This is a genomic window from Halomonas binhaiensis (genome assembly GCF_008329985.2).
Classification (GTDB): domain Bacteria; phylum Pseudomonadota; class Gammaproteobacteria; order Pseudomonadales; family Halomonadaceae; genus Halomonas; species Halomonas binhaiensis.
Genome location: NZ_CP038437.2, coordinates 1,788,236 through 1,808,403, shown reverse-complemented (window position 1 = coordinate 1,808,403; position 20,168 = coordinate 1,788,236). Strand labels below are relative to the sequence as shown.

At 55.8% G+C, this 20,168-nt stretch carries 23 protein-coding genes and 1 tRNA gene; 13 read left to right on the top strand and 11 right to left on the bottom strand.

From position 1 onward, the window contains the following. Positions 1 to 23: 23 nt before the first annotated feature. The 4 genes from folX to E4T21_RS07895 form a co-directional block, all read right to left on the bottom strand. Positions 24 to 440, bottom strand: coding sequence for a dihydroneopterin triphosphate 2'-epimerase (gene folX, locus E4T21_RS07910; protein ID WP_149284482.1), 417 nt, complete (start codon positions 438 to 440; stop codon positions 24 to 26). Positions 441 to 590: 150 nt separating this feature from the next. Next, complete coding sequence (gene folE, locus E4T21_RS07905; RefSeq protein ID WP_149284481.1) at positions 591 to 1,148, bottom strand: GTP cyclohydrolase I FolE; 558 nt, start codon at positions 1,146 to 1,148, stop codon at positions 591 to 593. Between the two features lie 61 nt (positions 1,149 to 1,209). Continuing rightward, positions 1,210 to 2,220, bottom strand: a complete 1,011-nt coding sequence (locus tag E4T21_RS07900; RefSeq protein ID WP_149284480.1) for a serine/threonine protein kinase — start codon at positions 2,218 to 2,220, stop codon at positions 1,210 to 1,212. A gap of 34 nt (positions 2,221 to 2,254) precedes the next feature. Then, positions 2,255 to 3,016: a ComF family protein gene (locus E4T21_RS07895; protein WP_240349328.1), complete on the bottom strand. Its 762-nt coding sequence runs from the start codon at positions 3,014 to 3,016 to the stop codon at positions 2,255 to 2,257. Positions 3,017 to 3,107: 91 nt separating this feature from the next. Between E4T21_RS07895 and bioB the strand changes: the two genes are divergently transcribed. From bioB to E4T21_RS07865, 6 genes are all read left to right on the top strand, one after another. Next, on the top strand, positions 3,108 to 4,259 hold the full coding sequence (gene bioB, locus E4T21_RS07890; protein ID WP_149284478.1) for a biotin synthase BioB: 1,152 nt from the start codon (positions 3,108 to 3,110) through the stop codon (positions 4,257 to 4,259). Beyond that, complete coding sequence (bioF, locus tag E4T21_RS07885) at positions 4,256 to 5,401, top strand: 8-amino-7-oxononanoate synthase (protein WP_149284477.1); 1,146 nt, start codon at positions 4,256 to 4,258, stop codon at positions 5,399 to 5,401. The genes bioB and bioF overlap by 4 nt, the downstream gene beginning before the upstream one ends. Further along, entirely contained in the window at positions 5,398 to 6,183 is a 786-nt protein-coding gene (locus tag E4T21_RS07880) for an alpha/beta fold hydrolase (protein WP_149284476.1), read from the top strand. Before bioF ends, E4T21_RS07880 begins: the two co-directional genes overlap by 4 nt. An 86-nt stretch (positions 6,184 to 6,269) precedes the next feature. Continuing rightward, positions 6,270 to 7,055, top strand: a complete 786-nt coding sequence (locus E4T21_RS07875; RefSeq protein ID WP_240349327.1) for a methyltransferase domain-containing protein — start codon at positions 6,270 to 6,272, stop codon at positions 7,053 to 7,055. Between the two features lie 29 nt (positions 7,056 to 7,084). Next, positions 7,085 to 7,780, top strand: coding sequence for a dethiobiotin synthase (bioD, locus tag E4T21_RS07870; protein ID WP_149284474.1), 696 nt, complete (start codon positions 7,085 to 7,087; stop codon positions 7,778 to 7,780). A gap of 373 nt (positions 7,781 to 8,153) precedes the next feature. Next, the gene (locus tag E4T21_RS07865) at positions 8,154 to 8,765 is read left to right on the top strand and encodes a hypothetical protein (protein ID WP_149284473.1); all 612 of its coding nucleotides are present in this window, start codon (positions 8,154 to 8,156) and stop codon (positions 8,763 to 8,765) included. Between the two features lie 179 nt (positions 8,766 to 8,944). Here the strand turns inward: E4T21_RS07865 and E4T21_RS07860 are convergent, their stop codons facing one another. Continuing rightward, positions 8,945 to 9,187 (bottom strand): hypothetical protein, encoded by a 243-nt coding sequence (locus tag E4T21_RS07860; protein ID WP_149284472.1) that lies wholly within the window; start codon positions 9,185 to 9,187, stop codon positions 8,945 to 8,947. A gap of 269 nt (positions 9,188 to 9,456) precedes the next feature. Between E4T21_RS07860 and E4T21_RS07855 the strand changes: the two genes are divergently transcribed. Beyond that, positions 9,457 to 9,615: a hypothetical protein gene (locus E4T21_RS07855; RefSeq protein ID WP_187775132.1), complete on the top strand. Its 159-nt coding sequence runs from the start codon at positions 9,457 to 9,459 to the stop codon at positions 9,613 to 9,615. 747 nt (positions 9,616 to 10,362) lie between these two features. On the opposite strand, the gene E4T21_RS07850 is transcribed toward E4T21_RS07855, so the two are convergent. The 3 genes from E4T21_RS07850 to E4T21_RS07845 form a co-directional block, all read right to left on the bottom strand. Beyond that, a complete protein-coding gene (locus E4T21_RS07850) occupies positions 10,363 to 10,770 on the bottom strand; it encodes a YybH family protein (protein ID WP_149284471.1) in 408 nt (135 codons plus the stop codon). 418 nt (positions 10,771 to 11,188) lie between these two features. After that, positions 11,189 to 11,548, bottom strand: a complete 360-nt coding sequence (locus E4T21_RS21645) for a phage integrase central domain-containing protein (protein WP_420827739.1) — start codon at positions 11,546 to 11,548, stop codon at positions 11,189 to 11,191. Positions 11,549 to 12,031: 483 nt separating this feature from the next. Continuing rightward, positions 12,032 to 12,116: transfer RNA gene (locus E4T21_RS07845), tRNA-Leu, on the bottom strand. 341 nt (positions 12,117 to 12,457) lie between these two features. Here E4T21_RS07845 and E4T21_RS07840 point away from each other — a divergent pair. From E4T21_RS07840 to E4T21_RS07825, 4 genes are all read left to right on the top strand, one after another. Beyond that, entirely contained in the window at positions 12,458 to 12,820 is a 363-nt protein-coding gene (locus E4T21_RS07840) for a DUF3302 domain-containing protein (RefSeq protein WP_149284470.1), read from the top strand. Between the two features lie 6 nt (positions 12,821 to 12,826). Further along, positions 12,827 to 13,954 (top strand): HlyD family secretion protein, encoded by a 1,128-nt coding sequence (locus E4T21_RS07835; protein WP_149284469.1) that lies wholly within the window; start codon positions 12,827 to 12,829, stop codon positions 13,952 to 13,954. Positions 13,955 to 14,113: 159 nt separating this feature from the next. After that, entirely contained in the window at positions 14,114 to 14,584 is a 471-nt protein-coding gene (locus E4T21_RS07830; RefSeq protein ID WP_149284468.1) for a secondary thiamine-phosphate synthase enzyme YjbQ, read from the top strand. Positions 14,585 to 15,174: 590 nt separating this feature from the next. Next, positions 15,175 to 16,419 (top strand): cation:proton antiporter, encoded by a 1,245-nt coding sequence (locus tag E4T21_RS07825; protein ID WP_205423475.1) that lies wholly within the window; start codon positions 15,175 to 15,177, stop codon positions 16,417 to 16,419. Between the two features lie 73 nt (positions 16,420 to 16,492). Here the strand turns inward: E4T21_RS07825 and E4T21_RS07820 are convergent, their stop codons facing one another. Genes E4T21_RS07820 through E4T21_RS07810 form a run of 3 tightly spaced genes read right to left on the bottom strand, consistent with a single transcriptional unit; the run spans position 16,493 to position 18,876 of the window. Further along, complete coding sequence (locus E4T21_RS07820) at positions 16,493 to 17,770, bottom strand: methyltransferase (protein ID WP_240349326.1); 1,278 nt, start codon at positions 17,768 to 17,770, stop codon at positions 16,493 to 16,495. Between the two features lie 9 nt (positions 17,771 to 17,779). Continuing rightward, positions 17,780 to 18,301 carry a 2-thiouracil desulfurase family protein gene (locus E4T21_RS07815; protein ID WP_149284466.1) on the bottom strand — a complete coding sequence of 174 codons (522 nt, stop codon included), beginning with the start codon at positions 18,299 to 18,301 and terminating at the stop codon, positions 17,780 to 17,782. Continuing rightward, a complete protein-coding gene (locus E4T21_RS07810) occupies positions 18,301 to 18,876 on the bottom strand; it encodes an HdeD family acid-resistance protein (protein WP_149284465.1) in 576 nt (191 codons plus the stop codon). The genes E4T21_RS07815 and E4T21_RS07810 overlap by 1 nt, the downstream gene beginning before the upstream one ends. 202 nt (positions 18,877 to 19,078) lie before the next feature. On the opposite strand from E4T21_RS07810, the gene E4T21_RS07805 reads away from it, so the two are divergent. After that, positions 19,079 to 19,357, top strand: a complete 279-nt coding sequence (locus tag E4T21_RS07805; RefSeq protein ID WP_149284464.1) for a peptidylprolyl isomerase — start codon at positions 19,079 to 19,081, stop codon at positions 19,355 to 19,357. A 216-nt stretch (positions 19,358 to 19,573) separates the two neighbouring features. Further along, positions 19,574 to 20,116, top strand: a complete 543-nt coding sequence (locus tag E4T21_RS07800; protein WP_149284463.1) for a cytochrome b — start codon at positions 19,574 to 19,576, stop codon at positions 20,114 to 20,116. The last annotated feature ends 52 nt before the right edge of the window (positions 20,117 to 20,168 follow it).

Here is a 20,168-nt window from a genome sequence, read left to right as displayed (position 1 = left end):
GTCGGCCCATGCAGCAGAAACGTTCATGCCTCGTTGATTCGCCGGGGCAAGCGGGAGTCCGACAGGGTGATCGATACAGAATCAGCAAAGCGCAAAGCATGGGGTTTATCGATTTCCACCTGAGTGGTCAGCACCTGTTCATGGCTCATGACCAGGTCCAACACTTCACGCGTCATGCGTTCCAGCAACAGAAAGCGATTTCCCTCCACATGAGCAATGATCTCCTTGGTGATGGTGCGGTAATTGAGAGCCTGCTCGATATGGTTGAACGCCACAGCCTTGTCCGCGCGATAACGGATCAACACATTGATCACCACATCCTGGCGATTCTGGATCTCTTCTTCTTTGATACCGATGTAGGTGCGCAACCGCAGATTCTTGATGCGGATGGTCGCCAGATCATGATCGAAGTGCTGATCATCCAGTATGTGAAGCGCCATGGCTTCGCCTCCATTGTTGTTTTTTTCTCGACGCACCTTGTCCCTGCTGAAAACAAGTCCCTGTCGAAAAAAATCTCTGAAAATTCTATATAAATGCCTGCGTATTAGCCCAATGACGCCATCTCGAACTGGGATGTATCCCGCCCTCTGTCAACGCCCATTGACCAAGGTCAGGAACTCCTGGCGAGTAGTCGCCTTGTCACGGAAGGAGCCGAGCATCACCGAAGACGTCATGCTGGAGTTCTGTTTCTCGACTCCTCGCATCATCATGCACAGGTGACGAGCTTCAATGACAACCGCAACCCCCCGAGCACCAGTAACGCTCTGCACGGCATCGGCTATCTGCTTGGTCAGGTTTTCCTGGATCTGCATGCGACGGGCATACATGTCGACGATACGCGCGAACTTCGACAACCCCAGCACCTTGCCATTGGGCAAGTAAGCAATATGGCACTTGCCGATGAAAGGCAATAAATGGTGCTCGCACATGGAATACAGTTCTATATCCTTGACCAGCACCATCTCATCGGTCTCGGAACTGAACACCGCTCCATTGACGATTTCTTCCAGCGACTGGGTATAACCGCGATTGAGAAACTGCATGGCCTTGGCCGCACGACGCGGCGTATCCACGAGCCCTTCACGATCCGGGTCTTCACCCAGTTCCTTGATTATATTGCGGTAATGGTTGGCGAGAGAGTCGGTCATTATCAGGCCCTTTAGGAGAGCAACAACTGGTTATCGTTCAATGCCTTGTCGGCAAAGCCGCTTAGTCTACCCCAGCCATCCAGCGCTCACTATCATCCATGGCGATTCGTTGCTGTTCGAGCTGACGAATATGTGTATCCCAGTAACTGGTTTCGGCCAACCAGGGAAAAGCCAGAGGAAAGGCAGGGTCATTCCAACGCGATACCAGCCAGGCGCTATGGCGAATCAAGCGGAAGGTGCGCAAGGCTTCTATCAAGCGTAATTCACCACGATCAAAATCACGTTCCTGTTCATAGCCTTCAAGTACTTCGGACAGTTGCATCTGACGCTCCTCAGGCGCATCAGCCGTCAGCAACATCCACAGATCCTGAACCGCAGGCGCCATCAATGCATCATCGAAATCCACCAGTGCAAAACTGGCATCCCGCCCTAGAATATTCCCTATATGGCAATCACCATGGACACGAATGGCCGCGTCATCCGCCCATACTGCGCCAGCCAGCAGATCCTGCAACTTTGTGGAGGTACGTTCATAGACAGTACGCTGACGGCGATCCAGCCAAGGACTATCCAGCACAACCTCTCTGGCTTCCTTCACCATGGCCAATAGATCCAGGCGTGGTCGATGCTGAAAGCTCCGACGCTCCCCCACCTTGTGAGCACTCCCCATCAGCTCGCCCAAGGCAAAGAGATGTTCAGGATTATCGAGCTCCGGCGCTTGTCCCGGCAGGTGAGGAAAAAGCGCCAGTCGATAGCCATCGACATGATGCAGACTACGACCGTCCCCATTGCGCCAGGGTGCAGCCACGGGAACATTCGACGCCAACAGTTCATCAAGAAAGTCATGCTCTTCCTGAATCTGCTCGTCGCTCCAGCGTCCAGGGCGATAAAACTTGGCCACCCAACGTCTGCGCTCATCGTCATGGATCAGGTATACGCGGTTCTCATAGGCATTGAGTGCAAACGGCTCTCCTGGTAGCCACAGGCCCAGGGATTCGATGGCCTCCACGACCCGCATAGGCGAAAGATCAGCAAAAGGTGGGCGAGGTTCTGCTGCGCGGGAATCAGACATGATGGCTCCAGAAAAAGCGTTTCAGACTGATAGTCTACCGCGGTGTCCGCGCCATCACCCAGGCCTCAATCCGTTTCGCCCCAGCTCTGCGACAGGCCCGCGCCAGACTGTCGAGTGTTGCCCCGGTCGTCATCACATCATCAACCAGGGCAATATGGCGTGGTAGCGACCCAGACACTTCAAAAGCGCCACGTAAATTGCGTTGCCGCCCTGCCCTGGTCAGCTTCCTCTGTGACAGGTCATCGCGCTTGCGTTGCGCGACCATCAGCGGAATGCCCAATCGATCGGCCAACCTCGTCGCCAGCCAGTGCGCCTGATTAAAGCCACGCTGCCGCGCGCGCCCACAATGCAGTGGAACGGCCACCAATGCTTCAGGCAAGTGGCTTGTTGCCTCATTGCCATGCCCCATCGCCTCATGAATGGATTCGGCCTGAAGAAATACACTCAACAGCATCTGCCCGGAACGTCGGTCGCCATCGAACTTGAAGCGTTGCATCAATGTGCGCACTTCTCCGCGATACAGCAGGGGCGCCCGCGTTGCCATGAAAGCGGGTGGGCGGGTCAGACAACGCCCACACAGGCGAGACGCACTGCCCGCAATCTCATCGGCCCAGGATGCACAGCCCTGAGACGCATACATCACCAGTGGCTCTGCACAACGCTCGCAGGCCTGCCTGTTGAAGGGCAAGGACACATAGCAACGCTCGCAGATGGGTCCATGACGGCATACCAGGGCATCCCGAGTCTGCAGAGGGGCCCGGCATAGAGGGCAGCACCCAGGCAGGCAACGAGCCATGCAGCTGTCAACTTTGGCTACAAACCTAGTTGACAGCTGATTTATAGCCCTTATCCTTTCAGTCAACCTAATACCTAGATTCGAGTTGACCATGCCTAGTACCTCGTCCTCTCTTGCCGCCAACGCTTCTTCGCCAGACCTTTCTCTGGCAGATACCGTCATCCAGGACAGCAATGCAACGCCTGGCAACGCTGACAGCGCAATTCGGCACGATTGGAGCCTGGAAGAAATCGAGGCCCTGTTCGCCCTGCCCTTCAATGATCTGCTTTTCCGGGCTCAGCAGGTCCACCGTCAATGCTTCGACCCGAATGCCGTGCAGGTTTCCACGCTGCTGTCGATCAAGACAGGCGCTTGTCCGGAAGACTGCAAGTACTGCCCTCAGTCTGGCCACTACAACACCGGTCTGGACAAGGAAAAACTGCTTGAGATAGAGAAAGTCGTAAACCAGGCCAAGGCCGCCAAGGAAGCTGGTGCAAGCCGCTTCTGCATGGGAGCGGCCTGGCGCAGCCCACGACAGAAGGACCTGGATGTCGTGCTGGAGATGGTGCGCCAGGTCAAGGATATCGGCCTGGAAACCTGCATGACGCTGGGCATGCTCGACGGAGACCAGGCCAAGCAACTGGCCGAGGCCGGGCTCGACTACTACAACCACAACCTGGACACCTCTCCGGACTACTACGCAGAGATCATCACGACACGCACCTATGGCGACCGCCTGGAGACTCTGGGCAATGTGCGCGATGCCGGAATGAAGATCTGCTCCGGCGGCATCATCGGCATGGGTGAAACACCTCGAGACCGGGCAGGATTGCTGCAGCAACTGGCCCAGCTCAATCCTCATCCTGAGTCCGTACCGATCAACATGCTGGTCAAGGTTCCCGGCACCCCTCTGGAGGATGTTGAAGATCTTGACCCCATTGACTTCATTCGCAACATTGCCGTGGCTCGAATCCTGATGCCACAAAGCCATGTGCGACTGTCCGCAGGGCGCTCGCAAATGGACGAATCCACCCAGGCTCTGGCATTCCTGGCCGGAGCCAACTCCATTTTCTATGGCGACACACTGCTGACTACCGGCAATCCTCAGGTGGAACGCGATCGCCTCCTGTTCGATAAGCTTGGTCTGCATCCCGAGCGTCGCGAGAGCTGCCGCAGCGACACCGATCAGCAGCGCGAACTGGAAGCCGCCATGGAGCGCCAGGCCAACGACCGACTCTTCTACGACGCCTCGGTTCAAGCATGACCGCTTGGGCAAGTTATCTGGAACAGGCCGCGCGCCAGCGGCGTGAAGCTCACCGCTGGCGGGCACGCCATATCCATCATGATAACGATGTCATCGACTTTGCCAGCAACGACTACCTTGGCCTGGCCAGCGATCCACGCCTGGCTGAGGCCGAGGCAGAAGGTGCCCGTCGTTATGGGAGCGGCAGCCGTGCTTCTCATCTGGTCAATGGCCACCTGGAAATTCATGAAGCCTTGGAAGAAGCGCTGGCCAGCTTGACTGGACGCCCCAGGGCACTGCTGTTTTCCACTGGCTACATGGCCAACCTAGGCACGCTTCAAGCGCTCTGTGGATCTGACACATACATCTTTCAGGACCGTCTCAACCACGCTTCGCTGCTGGATGGCGCCAGCCTGTCAGGAGCGCGTTCACGGCGCTTCCATCACCAGGACATTGATGACCTCGACAGACTGCTGCAGCGCGCCCCGACAGACGCCCGCAAGCTGATTGTCAGCGATGGCGTGTTCAGCATGGACGGCGATCAGGCAGATATCACCGGACTGACCACGATGGCCAGCCGGCATTCGGCCTGGCTGATGATCGATGATGCCCACGGGCTGGGCGTGCTGGGCGAGCATGGCAGCGGCTGCACGGGTCAGCGCCATGGCAGCGAACACGTGCAAGTGCTGGTCGGCACCCTGGGCAAGGCTCTGGGCACGGCCGGCGCTTTCGTCGCCGGTGACAGCAACCTGATCGATCACCTGATCCAGTTCGCTCGTCCTTACATCTATACGACAGCCATGCCGCCAGGTGTCGCGGCAGCGACCATGGAGGCCATACGCATCTGCACCCAGGAGCCTCAACGGCGCAAGCGCCTGAGCCACCTGACCAGCGAATTCCGCCGGCAGGCCAGCGACCTGGGGCTATGCCTCCTCCCCTCATCCACACCGATCCAGCCCATCCTGCTGGGAGACGAGGCGCGGGCTCTGCGCTGGGGTGAGTGGCTGGCCCAGGCAGGCATCAAGGTCGGCGTCATTCGTCCACCGACAGTACCCAAAGGCGAGTCACGCTTGCGCATCACCTTGAGCGCTCGACACAGTGACGCACAGCTGGATCACCTATTGAGTGCCTTGGCAGCCTGTCTGCACAAGGAGGCGCAATGAATCACCTCCAGGAACCTGACACCAACCCGGCCACTGCCCCCTCCACCAAGCTCGTCCTGCTTTCCGGCTGGGGCATTGATGCACGCATCTGGCAACCTCTCGCGCCTTACTGGCCTGCTGACATATCCGTGACAGCGCCAGACTGGCCCGGCATGGGTAAGCGCCCTGCCTTGGCCCAGCCCGACTCCCCGGAGGCATTGGCCAAGGCCATGGAGGACGACCTGCCTGCTGATGCCATCTGGGTGTGCTGGTCTCTGGGAGCACTGCAAGCAGCCCTGTTGAGCCAGACACTGTCGCCTCCCCAGGGATTGATGCTGCTCGGAATGGGTCATCGCTTCTGCCATCCCCATGGCGTCAGCAAGAGCGAGCTCGCGCAGTTTCACCGCGCTTTCCTGCATGACCCCGTTGCCGCCAGAGAGTCCTTCCTGCGCTGGCAAGCCAGTGGCGAACCTTCACTTCGTGATGCAGTGCGCCAGCTCCGGACACTATTGGCAGCAGATTCCCCGCCCGATGTGGAAACCCTGGAGGCAGGGCTCAAGCTACTGACGCATGCCGATATCTCAGCGACTCTCACGAACTTTCCAGGCTTCGTGGTGACGCTATGCGGAGCACAGGACCCACTGCTTGCTCCCGAGGTCCGCGATGGCATGAATGTACAACTGCCTTCGGCCGGCCACTGCCCCATGCTCAGCCAGCCTGAAGCTCTGGCAGATACTATCGTGCACCAAGCCCGCCAGATGCGTCATGCCATCTCGTCTGACAGGGAGCCCATATCCTCATGACTGCCCTCGCCCCGTCCTTGCCTCATGGCTCGCATCCAGAGACCGCACCTTGCCGAGAAGTCCTCTCTTGTCAGGAAGCCCCCTCCATGGACTGGCAGCGCCGTGTCGCTCACGCTTTCTCCAGAGCAGCGCCACGTTATCGCGAACTGGCTCGGGCTCAGGCCGTCATGGCAGACGCGCTGCTCCCCTATCTGCCTTCTTCAGCCCAACACATATTGGATGTCGGTTGCGGACCTGGCGACCTGACCAAAGCACTGTCCCGTCGCTATCCACAAGCCTTTGTGACGGGACTGGATCTCTCCGCTGCCATGCTGGCAGAGGCCCAGCGCAGTACTGCTGCTCCCTTCTCCGAGCACATTCAGTGGCTGTGCGGTGATGCCCAGCGACTGCCTCTGGGAGGAGGCAGCCAGGACCTGGTGATCTCCAATCTGGCCATACAGTGGTGCCCCGACATGATGCTGGCGCTGCAGGAAATACGCCGGGTAACAAAGGCTGGCGGCAAGGCGGTGATCAACACTCTGGCGCCAGGCACGCTTCAGGAAATCCAGCAGGCATGGTCGCCTTCACCTGCAGACAGCTCTACCAGAACCCCGGGGGTTCTGGAATTTCACCTCCGCCAGACCCACATCGATGCAGCCTATGCCGCAGGCTGGTCGCAGGTCACCGTCAACCAGCAACGGCAGCGCTTCTTCTATCCGGACTTGAAGGCTGTCATGGACTCGGTCAAGGGAGTTGGCGCACAGGTTGCGCGCCAAGGGGCACATTTAACTCGTCGCGACGTCGCTACAGCCCGCGCTAGATACGAACTGCTGCGCCAGCCCGAAGGACTCCCTGTCAGTTACGAGTTACTGACCCTGGTACTGCAAGCCTGAGACGATGAGAAGACTGGAGAGCTACTGAAATGCCTTGTTACTTTGTCACCGGCACCGATACGGATGCCGGCAAGACGCTCATCTGTTCTGGCCTGCTCGCCCTGGGAAGACGTCAGGGGCTGAGCACACTGGGGCTGAAGCCGGTTGCTTCCGGTTGCGATGACACCCAGGATGGCCTGCGCAATATCGATGCCTTGACCCTGCAGGCGCAGACCAGGCCCGAGCTCCCCTATGACGTTATCAATCCGTTCGCTTTCGCGCCCCCTATTGCCCCACATCTCGCAGCGCGCTACGCCGGTAGAACATTGTGTGCGGCAGACCTGGAAAGCGCGCTTTCAGCCCCGCTCGCTGAGCAGCGTGATCTGGTCCTGATCGAAGGCGCCGGGGGCTGGCGAGTGCCACTCAATGATGAAGAGGACATTGCAGTACTGGCAACGCGTCTATCGCTGCCCGTGATTCTGGTCGTGGGACTCAAGCTGGGATGCCTGAACCATGCCGTACTCAGTGCCGAAACCATACTTCGCGACGGGCGGCCCCTGGCAGGATGGGTAGGCAATGTCATCGACCCTGGCTTTGCCGAAGACAAGCGCCTTTACGAAGACAATATTCGCCACCTCGAGCAGCGGATCTCCGCTCCCTGCCTGGGCATCGTTCCCCGCTTGCCTGTCAGCGGGCACCAGGCACTTGCTGATGCAGCAGCCAATCACTTATCGCTGCCTTCCTGACCGTCAATCTCTGCATATAACGGCACAAAGCGCGACCACACAAAGACCAATATCTTCAGCCAGCTCTTACTTTCCTTGTAGGAATTGGCTGAATTTATATACCCGCATATCGAATAATTCCTTAAACACTTAACAGACTTCTATTTCCTGAGTATCTTTCATGGAAGCAGGCTCAAGCAGCCTGGTTTCATATCCCCAATTACGTATCCCGCTCTAGACAAAAAAACCGGCCCATTTTTTCGACAAATTATTTAAACCCTGAATCACATGGGTAATGGAAATAAAATAAATGGAAAACTCCGAATAGAATTTAAGTATAAAAAGGAAACATCACTCAGCATGTATACGATAATTTCCATGCAGGGATAATTCCATGAGACCGTTCTTTATTATTTCTTCACTTTTCATATCAGCTACTCTGGCGAGTTGTTCTTCCTTACCTGGAGTGTCAAATCCTCCCTATTACGATTACCAGAAACGAGCTATCATTGCCAAGGGCTATCCAATAGAACGAGTTGATATGCCCCCTGGCTTTCATTACTTTTCGGCCAGCCAAGATTACACAAAGAAAGACCCCAGCATGGCCAGCAACTCAGGCAATATCACTGAAAAGTCCTACCGCTTCGTATGGAAGTCTAATCAGGATGGTAGCCGACTGATGGATACCGAGTTCAGCCTTCTGGAATTACAAACTCGCTATAAACTACCAGACACTTCCGGTTATCAATTCATTGGCGGCAAGAAGGTTCGACACGTTTTCATGTCAACCTCTGCGGCCAGGTCGGACCCAAAGGGTATCCAGGTCCAGCCATTTGCCGATGGCTGCGGAATTGGCGTAGAGCTGATCAGCCTGTCACCTGACTCCCGGTACCTGTTTGCAGGCACCTATCTGGAAAGTATCACCTGTCAGGCCAGGGCGGCGATGACGGAAGCAGACTGGCAGGTACTTCTTGAACGAGCATACCGGATCTATGGCATGAAGTGACCGTCGCCTGGCACCGTAAAGCCAGCAACAAAACGCCCTGGCTCTATGGCCAGGGCGACGCATTCCATGGTAAAGCGGCGTGGTTCACTGGTCGTGAAGTGTAAGGGTCGCTTTCTCCTGATCAGAGAAATGAACAACAAGTTGCATATCTACCTGAAGTTACACACATCTTGCGCCCATCACCAGGTAATCTTTACTGTCCATCCTTCAAGGGAACCATCAAGAAAGCCATCGATGATGGCGCCATGGTCAGCAAAAGGGCCAGGTCTCACACAGCCGCCGGGAAGAATACCATTGTTACCGTCGATACCTGGCGAGAGGCCAGAACCACCATCTGGTTCGGCCAACCAAGGCTCAAGAATGCCACCGGTGACAATATCAAGTTCATCATTACTGAGAGTACGAATGGTTGAGCCTTTCATAGTGCCCTCCAGAGCGTCTATGTGGGTCTCTGATTCTAGTCTCTCATCAACAAAGAAGTGTTACGCCGTGCAATAATAATATGTGGATATTTCTTTTCCAGTATTTTTATATTTCAATCATTAAACTCAGACGCCTTTCTTCACTATCGATCTCTATCCATTTACAACGCATCCTCTGTAGGAGAAGTCTCTGTGGGAGAAGCTTCGTCCCTGTGGTAATTTGGGCGTTATCGCACCAGTCAGAGTGCAACGAGATGGGGTTGTCTGCAATGGCCTTCCATACTCCAAACCGGAAGATCCGAGCAATAGAGCGGCGCAACGCACAGTTGCGTGCCGAACTGTTTGCCAAGCTGTTTCGCTGTATAGGGCGTGCCCCGCGCAAGGCCATGGCTCGCCTGCGCGCCTTTCGCTTCCGCCGTCGAAACTGAGGGCGTCGAAGCTGAGGGCGTCGAAGCTGAGAGCGTCGAAGCTGAGAGCAATGCTATCGGGTGTCGTGGCTGCGCAGCCCGTGAGCCGGAGCCGATAATAAATGCTGACCAAAAACAGACCACGCCATGTCCAAAGCAAACTACATCATGGTAATCGACATGTGTATAATCGATTGAAAAACAAGGAAATCATGGTGTGAATGAGGAGACTTTAACTACCTTCACAAAACAGCAAATTAACCGATGAATTTGCATTAGACATACAGCTGGGCATACAAGAATATAGCTCTTGAATTGATTCACAATTCTGCCTCCCAGGCATTAAGCCTGGGACCGCTCAATCAGGGTTTCGCTATATTGGTATGCCTCAGAAAGGCGAAACAGTACACGTGCACCTCGCTCGGTGCCAGCTAGCCTTGCATGGACAACGACTCAATCGTTCGTCGGTGTACTGGGGTACCATCAAACAATCGCCAGCCCTTAGTCGAGAAACCGTTGTTGTGGTTTGGTTCGCATTGCATCTTTCATGTATGAAAAAGGCCACCGAGAGATGGCCAGTTACGGCTATGCAGAAACAAGCGCATCAGCAGGAAACAAAAATGAATATTTACAAATACATAATCGCCACATTCAGCTTTGTAGTTACATCAATCGTAAGCGTCTGCAGTGCTGATAGCTAAATTGCCGCCTTCCGTTTGTGGGTGATTGAGCGTACTTACAGGAGGTAACCACCACCCTTTTAATGTCCTACGATCCGACGCTATCTAGTAGCGCCGTCCCATAGGAGTTGTCCACTACGCATAGCCACTTTTCCGAGATTTGTCGAAACACGTAGGTCGCCCTGCGCGAAATCTCAGTTTTCGCACCGGCTTTATCCGTGGCCTGTAGCAAAGTCTCCATGATAACGAGAGCTACATCACCTCCTTGTATAACCTGGATCTCCCCCTGTGTGACAACGATGCTGTTGTTGAAATGATCCGCAATGGCGACAAAAGCTCGGCGGATGCTCTCTTTGCCTACGACGGTCAATCCTGGCTTGACCACGAGACTGGCGTCATCCGCATAAAACTTCATCAGCTCGTCGAAGTCTTCGGCTGTGATAGCGCGATCAGCGGCCTCGATTGTCTCTTTGAGAGTTCGGGTAAGTGCGTCCATTCCTGTGCTCCTGTATGAGCCTCAGAAGCAGGAATGAAAAACCCCGCTTTTGAGGCGGGGTTCGGCTGATCGTTCGCAGCCCCACCACCTATATGAAGGCGGTAATAATTGAACTTGCGCAACGGAAACTGTAACTGTTCATGGCATGAATCTGCCGCATAAAGCCAAGAAAAGCAACTGATACAATCCTGTATGGACACATCGCTTGCCACTACACCGGCCTCCACTGATGAAGTGATCCCCTCCAGAGTTGCACAGGTTATAGTGCAGCCATCAGGAGGACAGAATGAACGAAGAGCCCACCGTCAAACGCTGGATCGGCAAGACGCACCTTGCAGTGGTTACCCTAAACTAAATCATCAATGCACACACCAAATACCTGGCCTGTACACCACTGCAGCGCGGATGTTCCGACGCATCAATGATATCTGTCAGCCTGGCAGCTCTGGTCCAGAAGATGGGGATAATAGGATGTTGCGGAGGGCGGTGCTGCAACGTGGCGAAGCTCGCTTGCGGGATTCATCTCACACTTTCCACCAGAGATTACTAGCAAGAAGGTTTGACTTACCCATCCACGCACTTTCTCGGCGATATTATGGGCACTTCTATTCACGAGAGTACGCTGGAGATCTGCACAATGTTGGCGCGTGATTTCGTCTAGAGGATGACTACCAATAGCAGGCAGGATGTCCTGGTCGAGATATAGGCGCATATGACTGGTGGTGCCACGGGAACGACCTGAATCCAGTTTTCTCTGGTACCAAAGCCTCGGCAGCATCTCGAAACAAGCACTGAGGCTTAGTGTGCTGGCCAACCGTGGCAAGGTCTATACCATCGGCCAGTAGCCAACGTCGATCCCCAGCTTCTCTGCGATCGGCTTTTCCGCAGGTGGTAGGAAACCCGCCAAGCTCTTTCCAAGGCCATTTACCATTAGACCGCTCATACCTGAGCCCAGGATGTCGAGCCGTTGCTTTTTACCCGGAAGTACAGCCCTGCCCGTCCAGCTCGCGGTAATCCTTTGCCTCTTGCTCCAATGCTACCAAGACGGTATCAGCAAGCGGCCCACGCTTGATCTGCGTTCGCTTCATTCCCGTTTCCCTACGCAGTCCATCATGTATGCCTCAAACTTGGGCATACGCGCAGGCGTACACCAAGAGGGGTGCAATAAATAAACCAGGTTACGTCAGATGATAGGACTACGGGAAAATACAGGAAAGACAAGGGGTTCGGGATACATCAGGAGATTCTGAGATATTGAATATGGTGCGGATGGGGAGACTTGAACTCCCACGCCCGAAGGCACTAGAACCTAAATCTAGCGTGTCTACCAATTCCACCACATCCGCATGGGTAGGCGGGGCCGTATTTTACGCAACCAGGCTTGCAAGTCAATCCATTACTGACCACATCGGGCATGGCGGCACGAGGTACTGCCATGCTATACACCCTGATCCCTGGTTTTATGGATCCACAACACGCTGCATTTTTTGATCTGCATCAACAAAACCACAGCAAAGCGAGGAGTATTGACTCGGGCCCTATTAAAATACGCCGCCCTTATCAGCACAGCCCTCTCTTTGTGGGCATCGAAGGATTTTTTTGTCGGTATTTTGAGTATCTTGTAAGAAGCATCCTGCGTCCTTGCCGGCATAGGCCTAACACGCAACCATGGAGTGGAGATCCGACCATGCTCAACAATATCGCCCTGGGAATGATGGTTTTCGTCGTCCTGGTCCTGTTCTACGGCATCATCGCCATTCACGATATTCCCTACGAAATCGCCAAGAAACGAGAACACCCTCATCAGGATGCTATCCACGTTGCCGGCTGGGTCAGCCTCTTCACCCTCCATGTCCTGTGGCCCTTCCTTTGGATCTGGGCGACGCTTTACCGGCCGGAACGTGGCTGGGGCTTCAACAAGATCGAGGAAGAGCAGCAACGCGAACGCAATGAACTCTCGCGCATGGAAAACGAACTGAGCCGTATGCAGCATCGTATCGCGGTCCTCGAAGCACGCCTCGAAGAACGCATGGGACACAAGGGAGAATAAAGCGCGATGGAAACGCTGATCATACTGACTTATACCGCGCTATGCGTCGCAATCTTCAAGATCTTCCGTATCCCGAAGAACAAGTGGACGATCCCCACGGCAGCCCTGGGTGGCATCATCATCCTCGCCACCCTGATCCTGGTAATGAACTACAACCACCCGTTCACCCGCCTGGTACGCCAGACCTATGTGGTCACTCCCATCGTCTCCGAAGTACGTGCTCGGGTGCAGGAGGTCAATGCCACTCCCAATACCCTGGTCAAGGCAGGAGACCCACTGATCACCCTGGATCCAACACGTTACGAGGAACGCGTCACCCAGGCCAGCGCCGAGCTGAGCGATGCCCTGCGCGGCACTGAAGGCCGCGTGGCCAGCGTGACAGAAGCCGAGGCGGCCCTGGCTGCCGCCGTAGCCCGCCGTGACCAAGCCCAACGCACCCTGAACCGCATGCTAGGTGCCTCATCAGCCTTCAGTCAGCAACGTATCGACGAGGGACGCGAGAATCTCGATACCGCCAAGGCTCAGGTGGGGCAAGCGCAAGCGGCACTGGAACGTGCTCGTTCGGCCCAGGAAACCGACGACAGCGGCATTGACCCGATTGTGCTTGCCAAACAGGCTGCCCTGGAAGAAGCAGAGCTTAACCTGAGCGATACCGTGTTGCGCGCTCCCACCGAGGGTTATCTGACCCAATTGGCGGTACGCCCCGGCATGATGGCAGTCCCCCTGCCATTACGCCCCCTGGGGGTCTTCCTGCACCAACAGGAAGGTGTGTTCACTGCAGCTTTCCGTCAGCAGTCCCTCATCCGCATCGAGAAAGGTGCCGATGCAGAGCTGATCTTTGATGCCCTGCCCGGCAAGGTCTTCGAAGCGACAGTGATAGAAGTGCTGCCAGCCATTGCTGAGTCGCAGATCACCCCCTCCGACCGCCTGCGCGGCACAGAAGCCTTCACTCAGATGGGCAACCGTGCACTGGTCACCCTGCGCCTCAAAGACGGCCAGGAATTGCCACCGTTGCCCTTGGGCGTGTCAGCCCAGGCCGCGGTGTACAGCCACCACTTCCATCATCTGTCCATTCTGCGCAAGATCCTGCTGCGCATGGTCAGCTGGCAGCACTATCTTTACGTGGATCACTGATATCTACATGGACAACTGATTACATTACCCAACAACGGAGCTTTTCCTTGAAGCCCTTTTCTCACAGCCCTTTTCTCACAGCCCTTTCCCCAGCCGGGGAAGGGCTTTATTTTTATAGGGACAAAGTTCCATTCCTTCACCACGAGACATATTCCATACATGTGGTTCCAGACTTCCCTTCGCCTTTCCCCGCGCCCACGCGGTTTTCACTTGATCACGGAAGATGTCATCTCTGCGCTGCCCATGTTGAGTGACATGCGCCATGGCCTGCTGCATGTGTTCATTCAACACACCTCCGCTTCGCTGACCATCAACGAGAATGCCGACCCCACGGTGCGTGAGGACTTCGAAAGCCACTTCAACCAGATGGTGCCAGAGGATGCGCCCTACTATCGCCACACCTATGAAGGCAGTGACGATATGCCGGCTCACCTGAAAGCCAGCCTGCTGGGACCAAGTTTGACCATTCCTGTCAGCGAAGGTCGTCTGGCGCTGGGTACCTGGCAAGGCATCTATCTGTGTGAACACCGCAACCATGGCGGTGCACGTCAATTGGTGCTGACGCTGAATGGGGAACGGCAACGCTGGCGCCCCGAGCAGCAGACGCTCGATCCTTACCGGCGCCGCTGATACTCAGGCAACCCTGGTGACACATCGGCATCAAGTTTTCATTGAAGGGAGAATGCCCCACACCTGCCCTCTACCTTGGTCGAATGACTCGCATTCAATGTCAAATTAAACAAGAAAAACTTCAAAAATTGCGACCTGCCGGCTGCACCTGGACAACGAGAGGCGTATACTTCGCTGCACCGCGACAATGGCCGAAGGCTCTGAACCTGAGCCTCCCCAATTCATCTGGATCAACCATCTAGATCAGCAACAGGGATTGGGTCACTGCCCTGCCGCGTATCGTCCCTTCCCCCGTCAAGGCTCCCCCCAACAGAGCCCCGGGTAGATGTCACGTTCAGGACTGCTTAAGGCGATGGATACGTCAATATCGCTCATCACACTCCCGCAGACCGACTCGGTTCGGCCGTGTGTGCTTGTGTTTTCGCCATCCGCCCTCCTCTCGAATTTCTCTACCCCTTCTTTCCCAGACATTTCTGTTCGGACGCATTGCGGCCGGGCACACCAGCTTCATTCATTGACTTCTGAGGCCAACCTAAATGTCGGTGTACGCCACCCTTTGCTTACTCGCTGCCATGGCGATGGCAATATCCATGATCAACGAAAAGTTCATCAAGTTTCAGACCACCATAGCGATCACCGCCGGTGCTCTGATTCTGTCGTTGATCATCGTCATTGCCGGCCACGCCAGTTGGATCACTCTTGACGATCATGCAGCAGACGCCATAAATCAGTTGAATTTCGAGGATTTCCTGTTGAAGGGAATGCTCGGATTTTTGCTGTTTGCCGGCGCACTGGGAACCAAGCTTCCCCACCTGCGCGACCAGAAATGGGAGATCGCTGTGCTGGCTATGGGCAGCACCTTGATCTCAACCTTTTTCATCGGTTTCGCTCTGTGGGGGGTTGTGCAAGTCCTCGGCATCAATTTCGGCCTGGTCTACTGCCTGCTGTTTGGTGCCCTGATCTCGCCGACGGACCCTATTGCCGTGCTGGCGATCGTCAAGAAGATGAACGCCCCGCGCCGAATATCGACTCAGGTTGAAGGTGAATCACTGTTCAATGATGGTTTCGGTCTGGTCGTTTTCGTCACTATCTACGCCATAGCCTTCGGCGGAACACAGCCTACGCTACTCGGTGTCTCTCACTTGTTCCTGCAGGAAGCCGTCGGGGGTATTCTCTATGGCTTCGTACTGGGCCAGCTGTTCCACTATCTGATTCGGAATACAAAAGAGCACTCCATCGAGTTGATGCTGACCCTGCTAGTGCCAACATCCGGCTATGTATTCGCTGAAGTGCTACATGTCTCTGGCCCATTGGCCATGGTCGTGGCTGGCCTTATCATTGGTAACCGAACCCGTCGAAAAGGCTTTTCCGAAGAAAGCCAACAGCACCTGGACCATTTCTGGGAATTGGTCGATGAATTCCTCAATGCAGTGCTGTTCCTGTTGATTGGCATGACGATGATCGCGTTCACTTTCCATCCCGAAGACTGGGTGCTGATGCTGACTGCCATTCCTCTCGTCCTGCTGGGTCGCTACATCAGCGTGCGTGCCGCCTACGTAGGTTTCAACCGCTTCCGTCGCTACAACCCTTGGTCGGTACGCATCCTCACCTGGGGCGGTCTGCGCGGTGGACTGGCTCTGGCAATGGCGATGTCTATTCCTGCCGGCATCATGGTCATACCGGAAAAGCATATCGATGTGCGTGAGATCATTCTGGTGATGACCTACTCCGTCGTGGTGTTCTCCATCTTGATCCAGGGCTCCAGCATCACCCCAATGATCGAGCGCGCCAAGGAATGGGAAGTCGAACAGTTCCGCCGCGGCAAGCGCAATTGATCGCTTAGCCTGGCAGGCTTTTCCAGACAGCGTGTTCTCGAAAGAAAAAGGGCGGCCCACATGGCCGCCCTTTTCAGTGACCCAGAGATGGATCCACTACAGGGCGCGCCCTGATCAGCAGGTTTCTGGGAGTCAGGTGACGTTCGCAGAACTCGCAGAGTTCAACATCGAAGCCTGCTTCCTCAAGCCATACCACACGGTCCAGCACCAACCACATTTCCAGTGGCCGGCGGAACAGATGGCGCACCAGTTCCCAGCGACGTACACGAGACAGCCTTTCCCAGCCTTGCGCCTCGAAGGCCGACCAATCAATGGATGGTGTCAACGCCACGTGCTTTTGGTCCGCAGCCCAATGACAGAAACCTGCAAAATCCTGGGGCAACCGCCCATGCGACAGGCTCGGAATCGGCAGATACTCGTCGATACCTGATATCTCGCGCTGGAGTTCATCAAAGCCCAGCCGCCATGCACTGGCACGTTCACGTTTGCGACGCTCGCCATGAGACGCTGTCACGGTTTCCTGTACAGACAGAGCCAAATGCTCCCGACTCAAGCACAACCCTTGACGTGTGGTCTCTTCTCGAGCCAGATGCGACAGAGGGCGATAATCCGTATACCGGGTACGTTGGTAGCAGCATGGTGCCAGCGTGACCGTCGTAGCATGCTGACGAGCCAGTTCCAATAGCCGCACATGCAGATCTCCACAGGCATGCAAGGCAACCACTGAACGACCTTCAAGCCAAGTCACGACGTCGTCCTGCATGACATCCTGGCAGGAAAGTTGCACCGCTACCCCCTGCCTATCCGCCAGGCGCTGGCCTTCATCACACAATACCCGCTGCCACTCTAGGCCGGTCACCTCGACACCATGCAGGCGCGACAGCAGACGTGCCAAGTGTCCCTTTCCTGCGCACCATTCCACCATGGGTTGCAAACCGGGTTGCAAACCGGGTGGCAACATATGAGCAGCAAACGCCGCCATTTGCTGCCACTTTCGCCCACCGACATGGTCCGCCCAGCGTGATGGCGCCTCCATGATGGCCGACAGTCGTTCAGATTCCACGCCATTGGGCACTGCGACCAGTTCGGCCAGCTCAGACACGGGCAACCATGCCGCCAAGGGCGAGTCATCAAAAGGATCATCCTGAAGACGCATGCACGTTTCATCATCCAGCTCAGTCAGACACTCGGCCAGATGCGCTACCCAGCCATACCGGGAAACATGTTGTTGCCAGGGGCTCTGACGGTGCATGAAAGGCGCAGGAGCCCACAGCCACTGCCACTCGGCCAACAGCTCCGTCAATCGCTCCAGGCGCTCAACGTGAGTGGGAAACATGGATGGGTATGACATGTAAAAGAATCAGAGTCGTTCGAGATGTTGTGTCAGCTCATCCAGCTGATCAGGGGAATAGACCGTGATGCCATGAGCCCGCAGCAAGGCGGTCGTCACTCCCTCACCGGGCCTTTTCACACCTTGAAGGTTTCCATCGTAGATGGTGGAACTGCCACAGGAAGGGCTGCCTTCTGTCAGCAGCGCCAAGCGACAATGGTGACGCTGGGCAATGGCCAGGGCCAGTTCCGCCCCCCGTCGAAAAGCATCAGTGGGGTCGTCACCTTCCTGCGTTACCAGATGGGCACGCCCGGCCAGCACATCGACGCCACTCCCCCCGAGAATCTCGGCGGCAGGCCTTGGTGTCGGTAGTCCAGCAGCAACTTCTGGGCATACCGGGACCAGCCGCCCCTCCATGCGCCAGTGCGCCAAGCGCTCGTCCAACAGCCGCTTGTGGCCAGCGTCATAGCGTACCGGCTCACCCAGCAGGCAAGCGCTTACCAGAATACGAGCCCCTTCAGTATGAGGCTCGTTATCATAGGGAATGGGCATCAGGTCTCCCGCTTACCAAATTTGCGTATCCGCATAGAAAGGACGACGAGCAGAATACCAAACAATACGGCATAAAAAGCGATTAACCATAGTAGCGCTATGGCACCGGCCCCCGGGACGACAATCAACAGAATCCCGAAGACCACTGAAGCCAGACCCGATAGGCCCATCAACCACTCACCACGCACTTCCTTGCGCAAACGAAAGGCCATAACCAATTGTGAAAGCCCTGTAACCATGGCCCAGACAGCGATATACACCAACAAAACCAGAGCCGTGATACCAGGTGAGGCAAAGGTAAGTCCGCCCACACTGATGCTTGCCAATCCCCATAGCAGCAACCAAGCCCAGTGCTTATTATGCTTCCGGCCAGCCACGGCAGTGATCACGCCTAATACGCCATCGACCAGGCAGTATGCACCAAACATGATAATCAGTACTTCCACCGTCATGGCAGGGTATATCCAGGCCAGCACTCCGAATGCAATAGCAGCGCAACCACGCAAGAACAGTACCCACCAATGCTGGGCCAACAGCCCTGCCAGGCGAGACATATCGAGAGTCTGTGTCGTCATGATATTCGTCCGTGAGATGAGAATCGCAAGAAGCAATGTAGCGGCGAGACACCTTCCATCCCGCTGACCACCTGCTTTACTCAACGTAGTGAATAAACACTCTTCATGTATGTGCTGTTTCTAGCATTGCACTGCCATGCCATCTCTCTCTGCCCCATGTTAAGCTGCGCTGCTCCAATCCCTCTCATCAGGAGTACTCCTCATGGTACAAGCTACCGCCCGCCATATTCTGGTCGACACCGAAGCCCAGTGCCTGGCCCTCAAGAGCGAAATCGAGAATGGGCTCGACTTTGCCGATGCTGCTCGCGAGCATTCCAGCTGCCCATCCGGTCGTCAGGGTGGCGAGCTCGGCAGCTTTGGCCCGGGTCAAATGGTTCGTGAGTTCGACGAAGTGGTGTTTTCTGGTGAACTGAACAAGGTCCACGGCCCGGTCAAGACGCAGTTTGGTTATCATCTGCTGGAAATCACCAGCCGCGGCTGATTTATTCAGCGATTCCCTAAGAGGACGCCGGCATGGAACTATCCTCTCCATGAACGCTCCACTCTTGGAAAATGCCTGACACTGCATGTGTCTGCGGGGGACGCTGATGTATTCAGCGTTCCCCTCGTGTCGTCCAGGGAAGGATTCTCCGGCTATGCTGGAGAAGCTACTTGGAGTTGGCATTCGCATCGTCGACCAATGAACAGGAGGTTCAGCATGCCCGTCATCGATACGCCACAACGCTACGGAACGTTCACTCGCTTTCTGCACTGGATCGTGGCCATTCTGGTCATCTGGCAATTGGTCACAGCTTCCGTTACCGCTCTGGCAGAAGACTCCGCCCTGGATGAGCTGCTCTGGGCGACTCACAAACCTGTCGGTTTCACCATTCTGACACTGATGGTACTGCGCCTGATCTGGGCATTGTTCAACCTCTCTCGCCGCCCGGCCAGTATCAGCGCCCTTGCCCGCCTGGGCCATATCGCGTTGTATGCCTTGTTGCTGATCATCCCGGCACTGGCACTGCTGCGTCAGTATGGTTCGGGACGCGCTTTCGAGCCCTTCGGCCTGCCTCTGATGTCCGGTTTCGAAGGAGGCAAGATCGAATGGATGATGGCTCCTGCCAACCTGTTGCATGGCTGGCTGGGCTGGACACTGTTCGTTCTCGCACTGGGGCATGTGCTGATGACGTTCCATCGCCGCTTCAGCCGCAAGAGCGAAGATGTAATGCCACGCATGCTGGATGTATCGTCCCGCTGAGACAGCCTCCCATCTCTTCCAGCGGATGTGGGTCATGTCATGACGTTCAAGG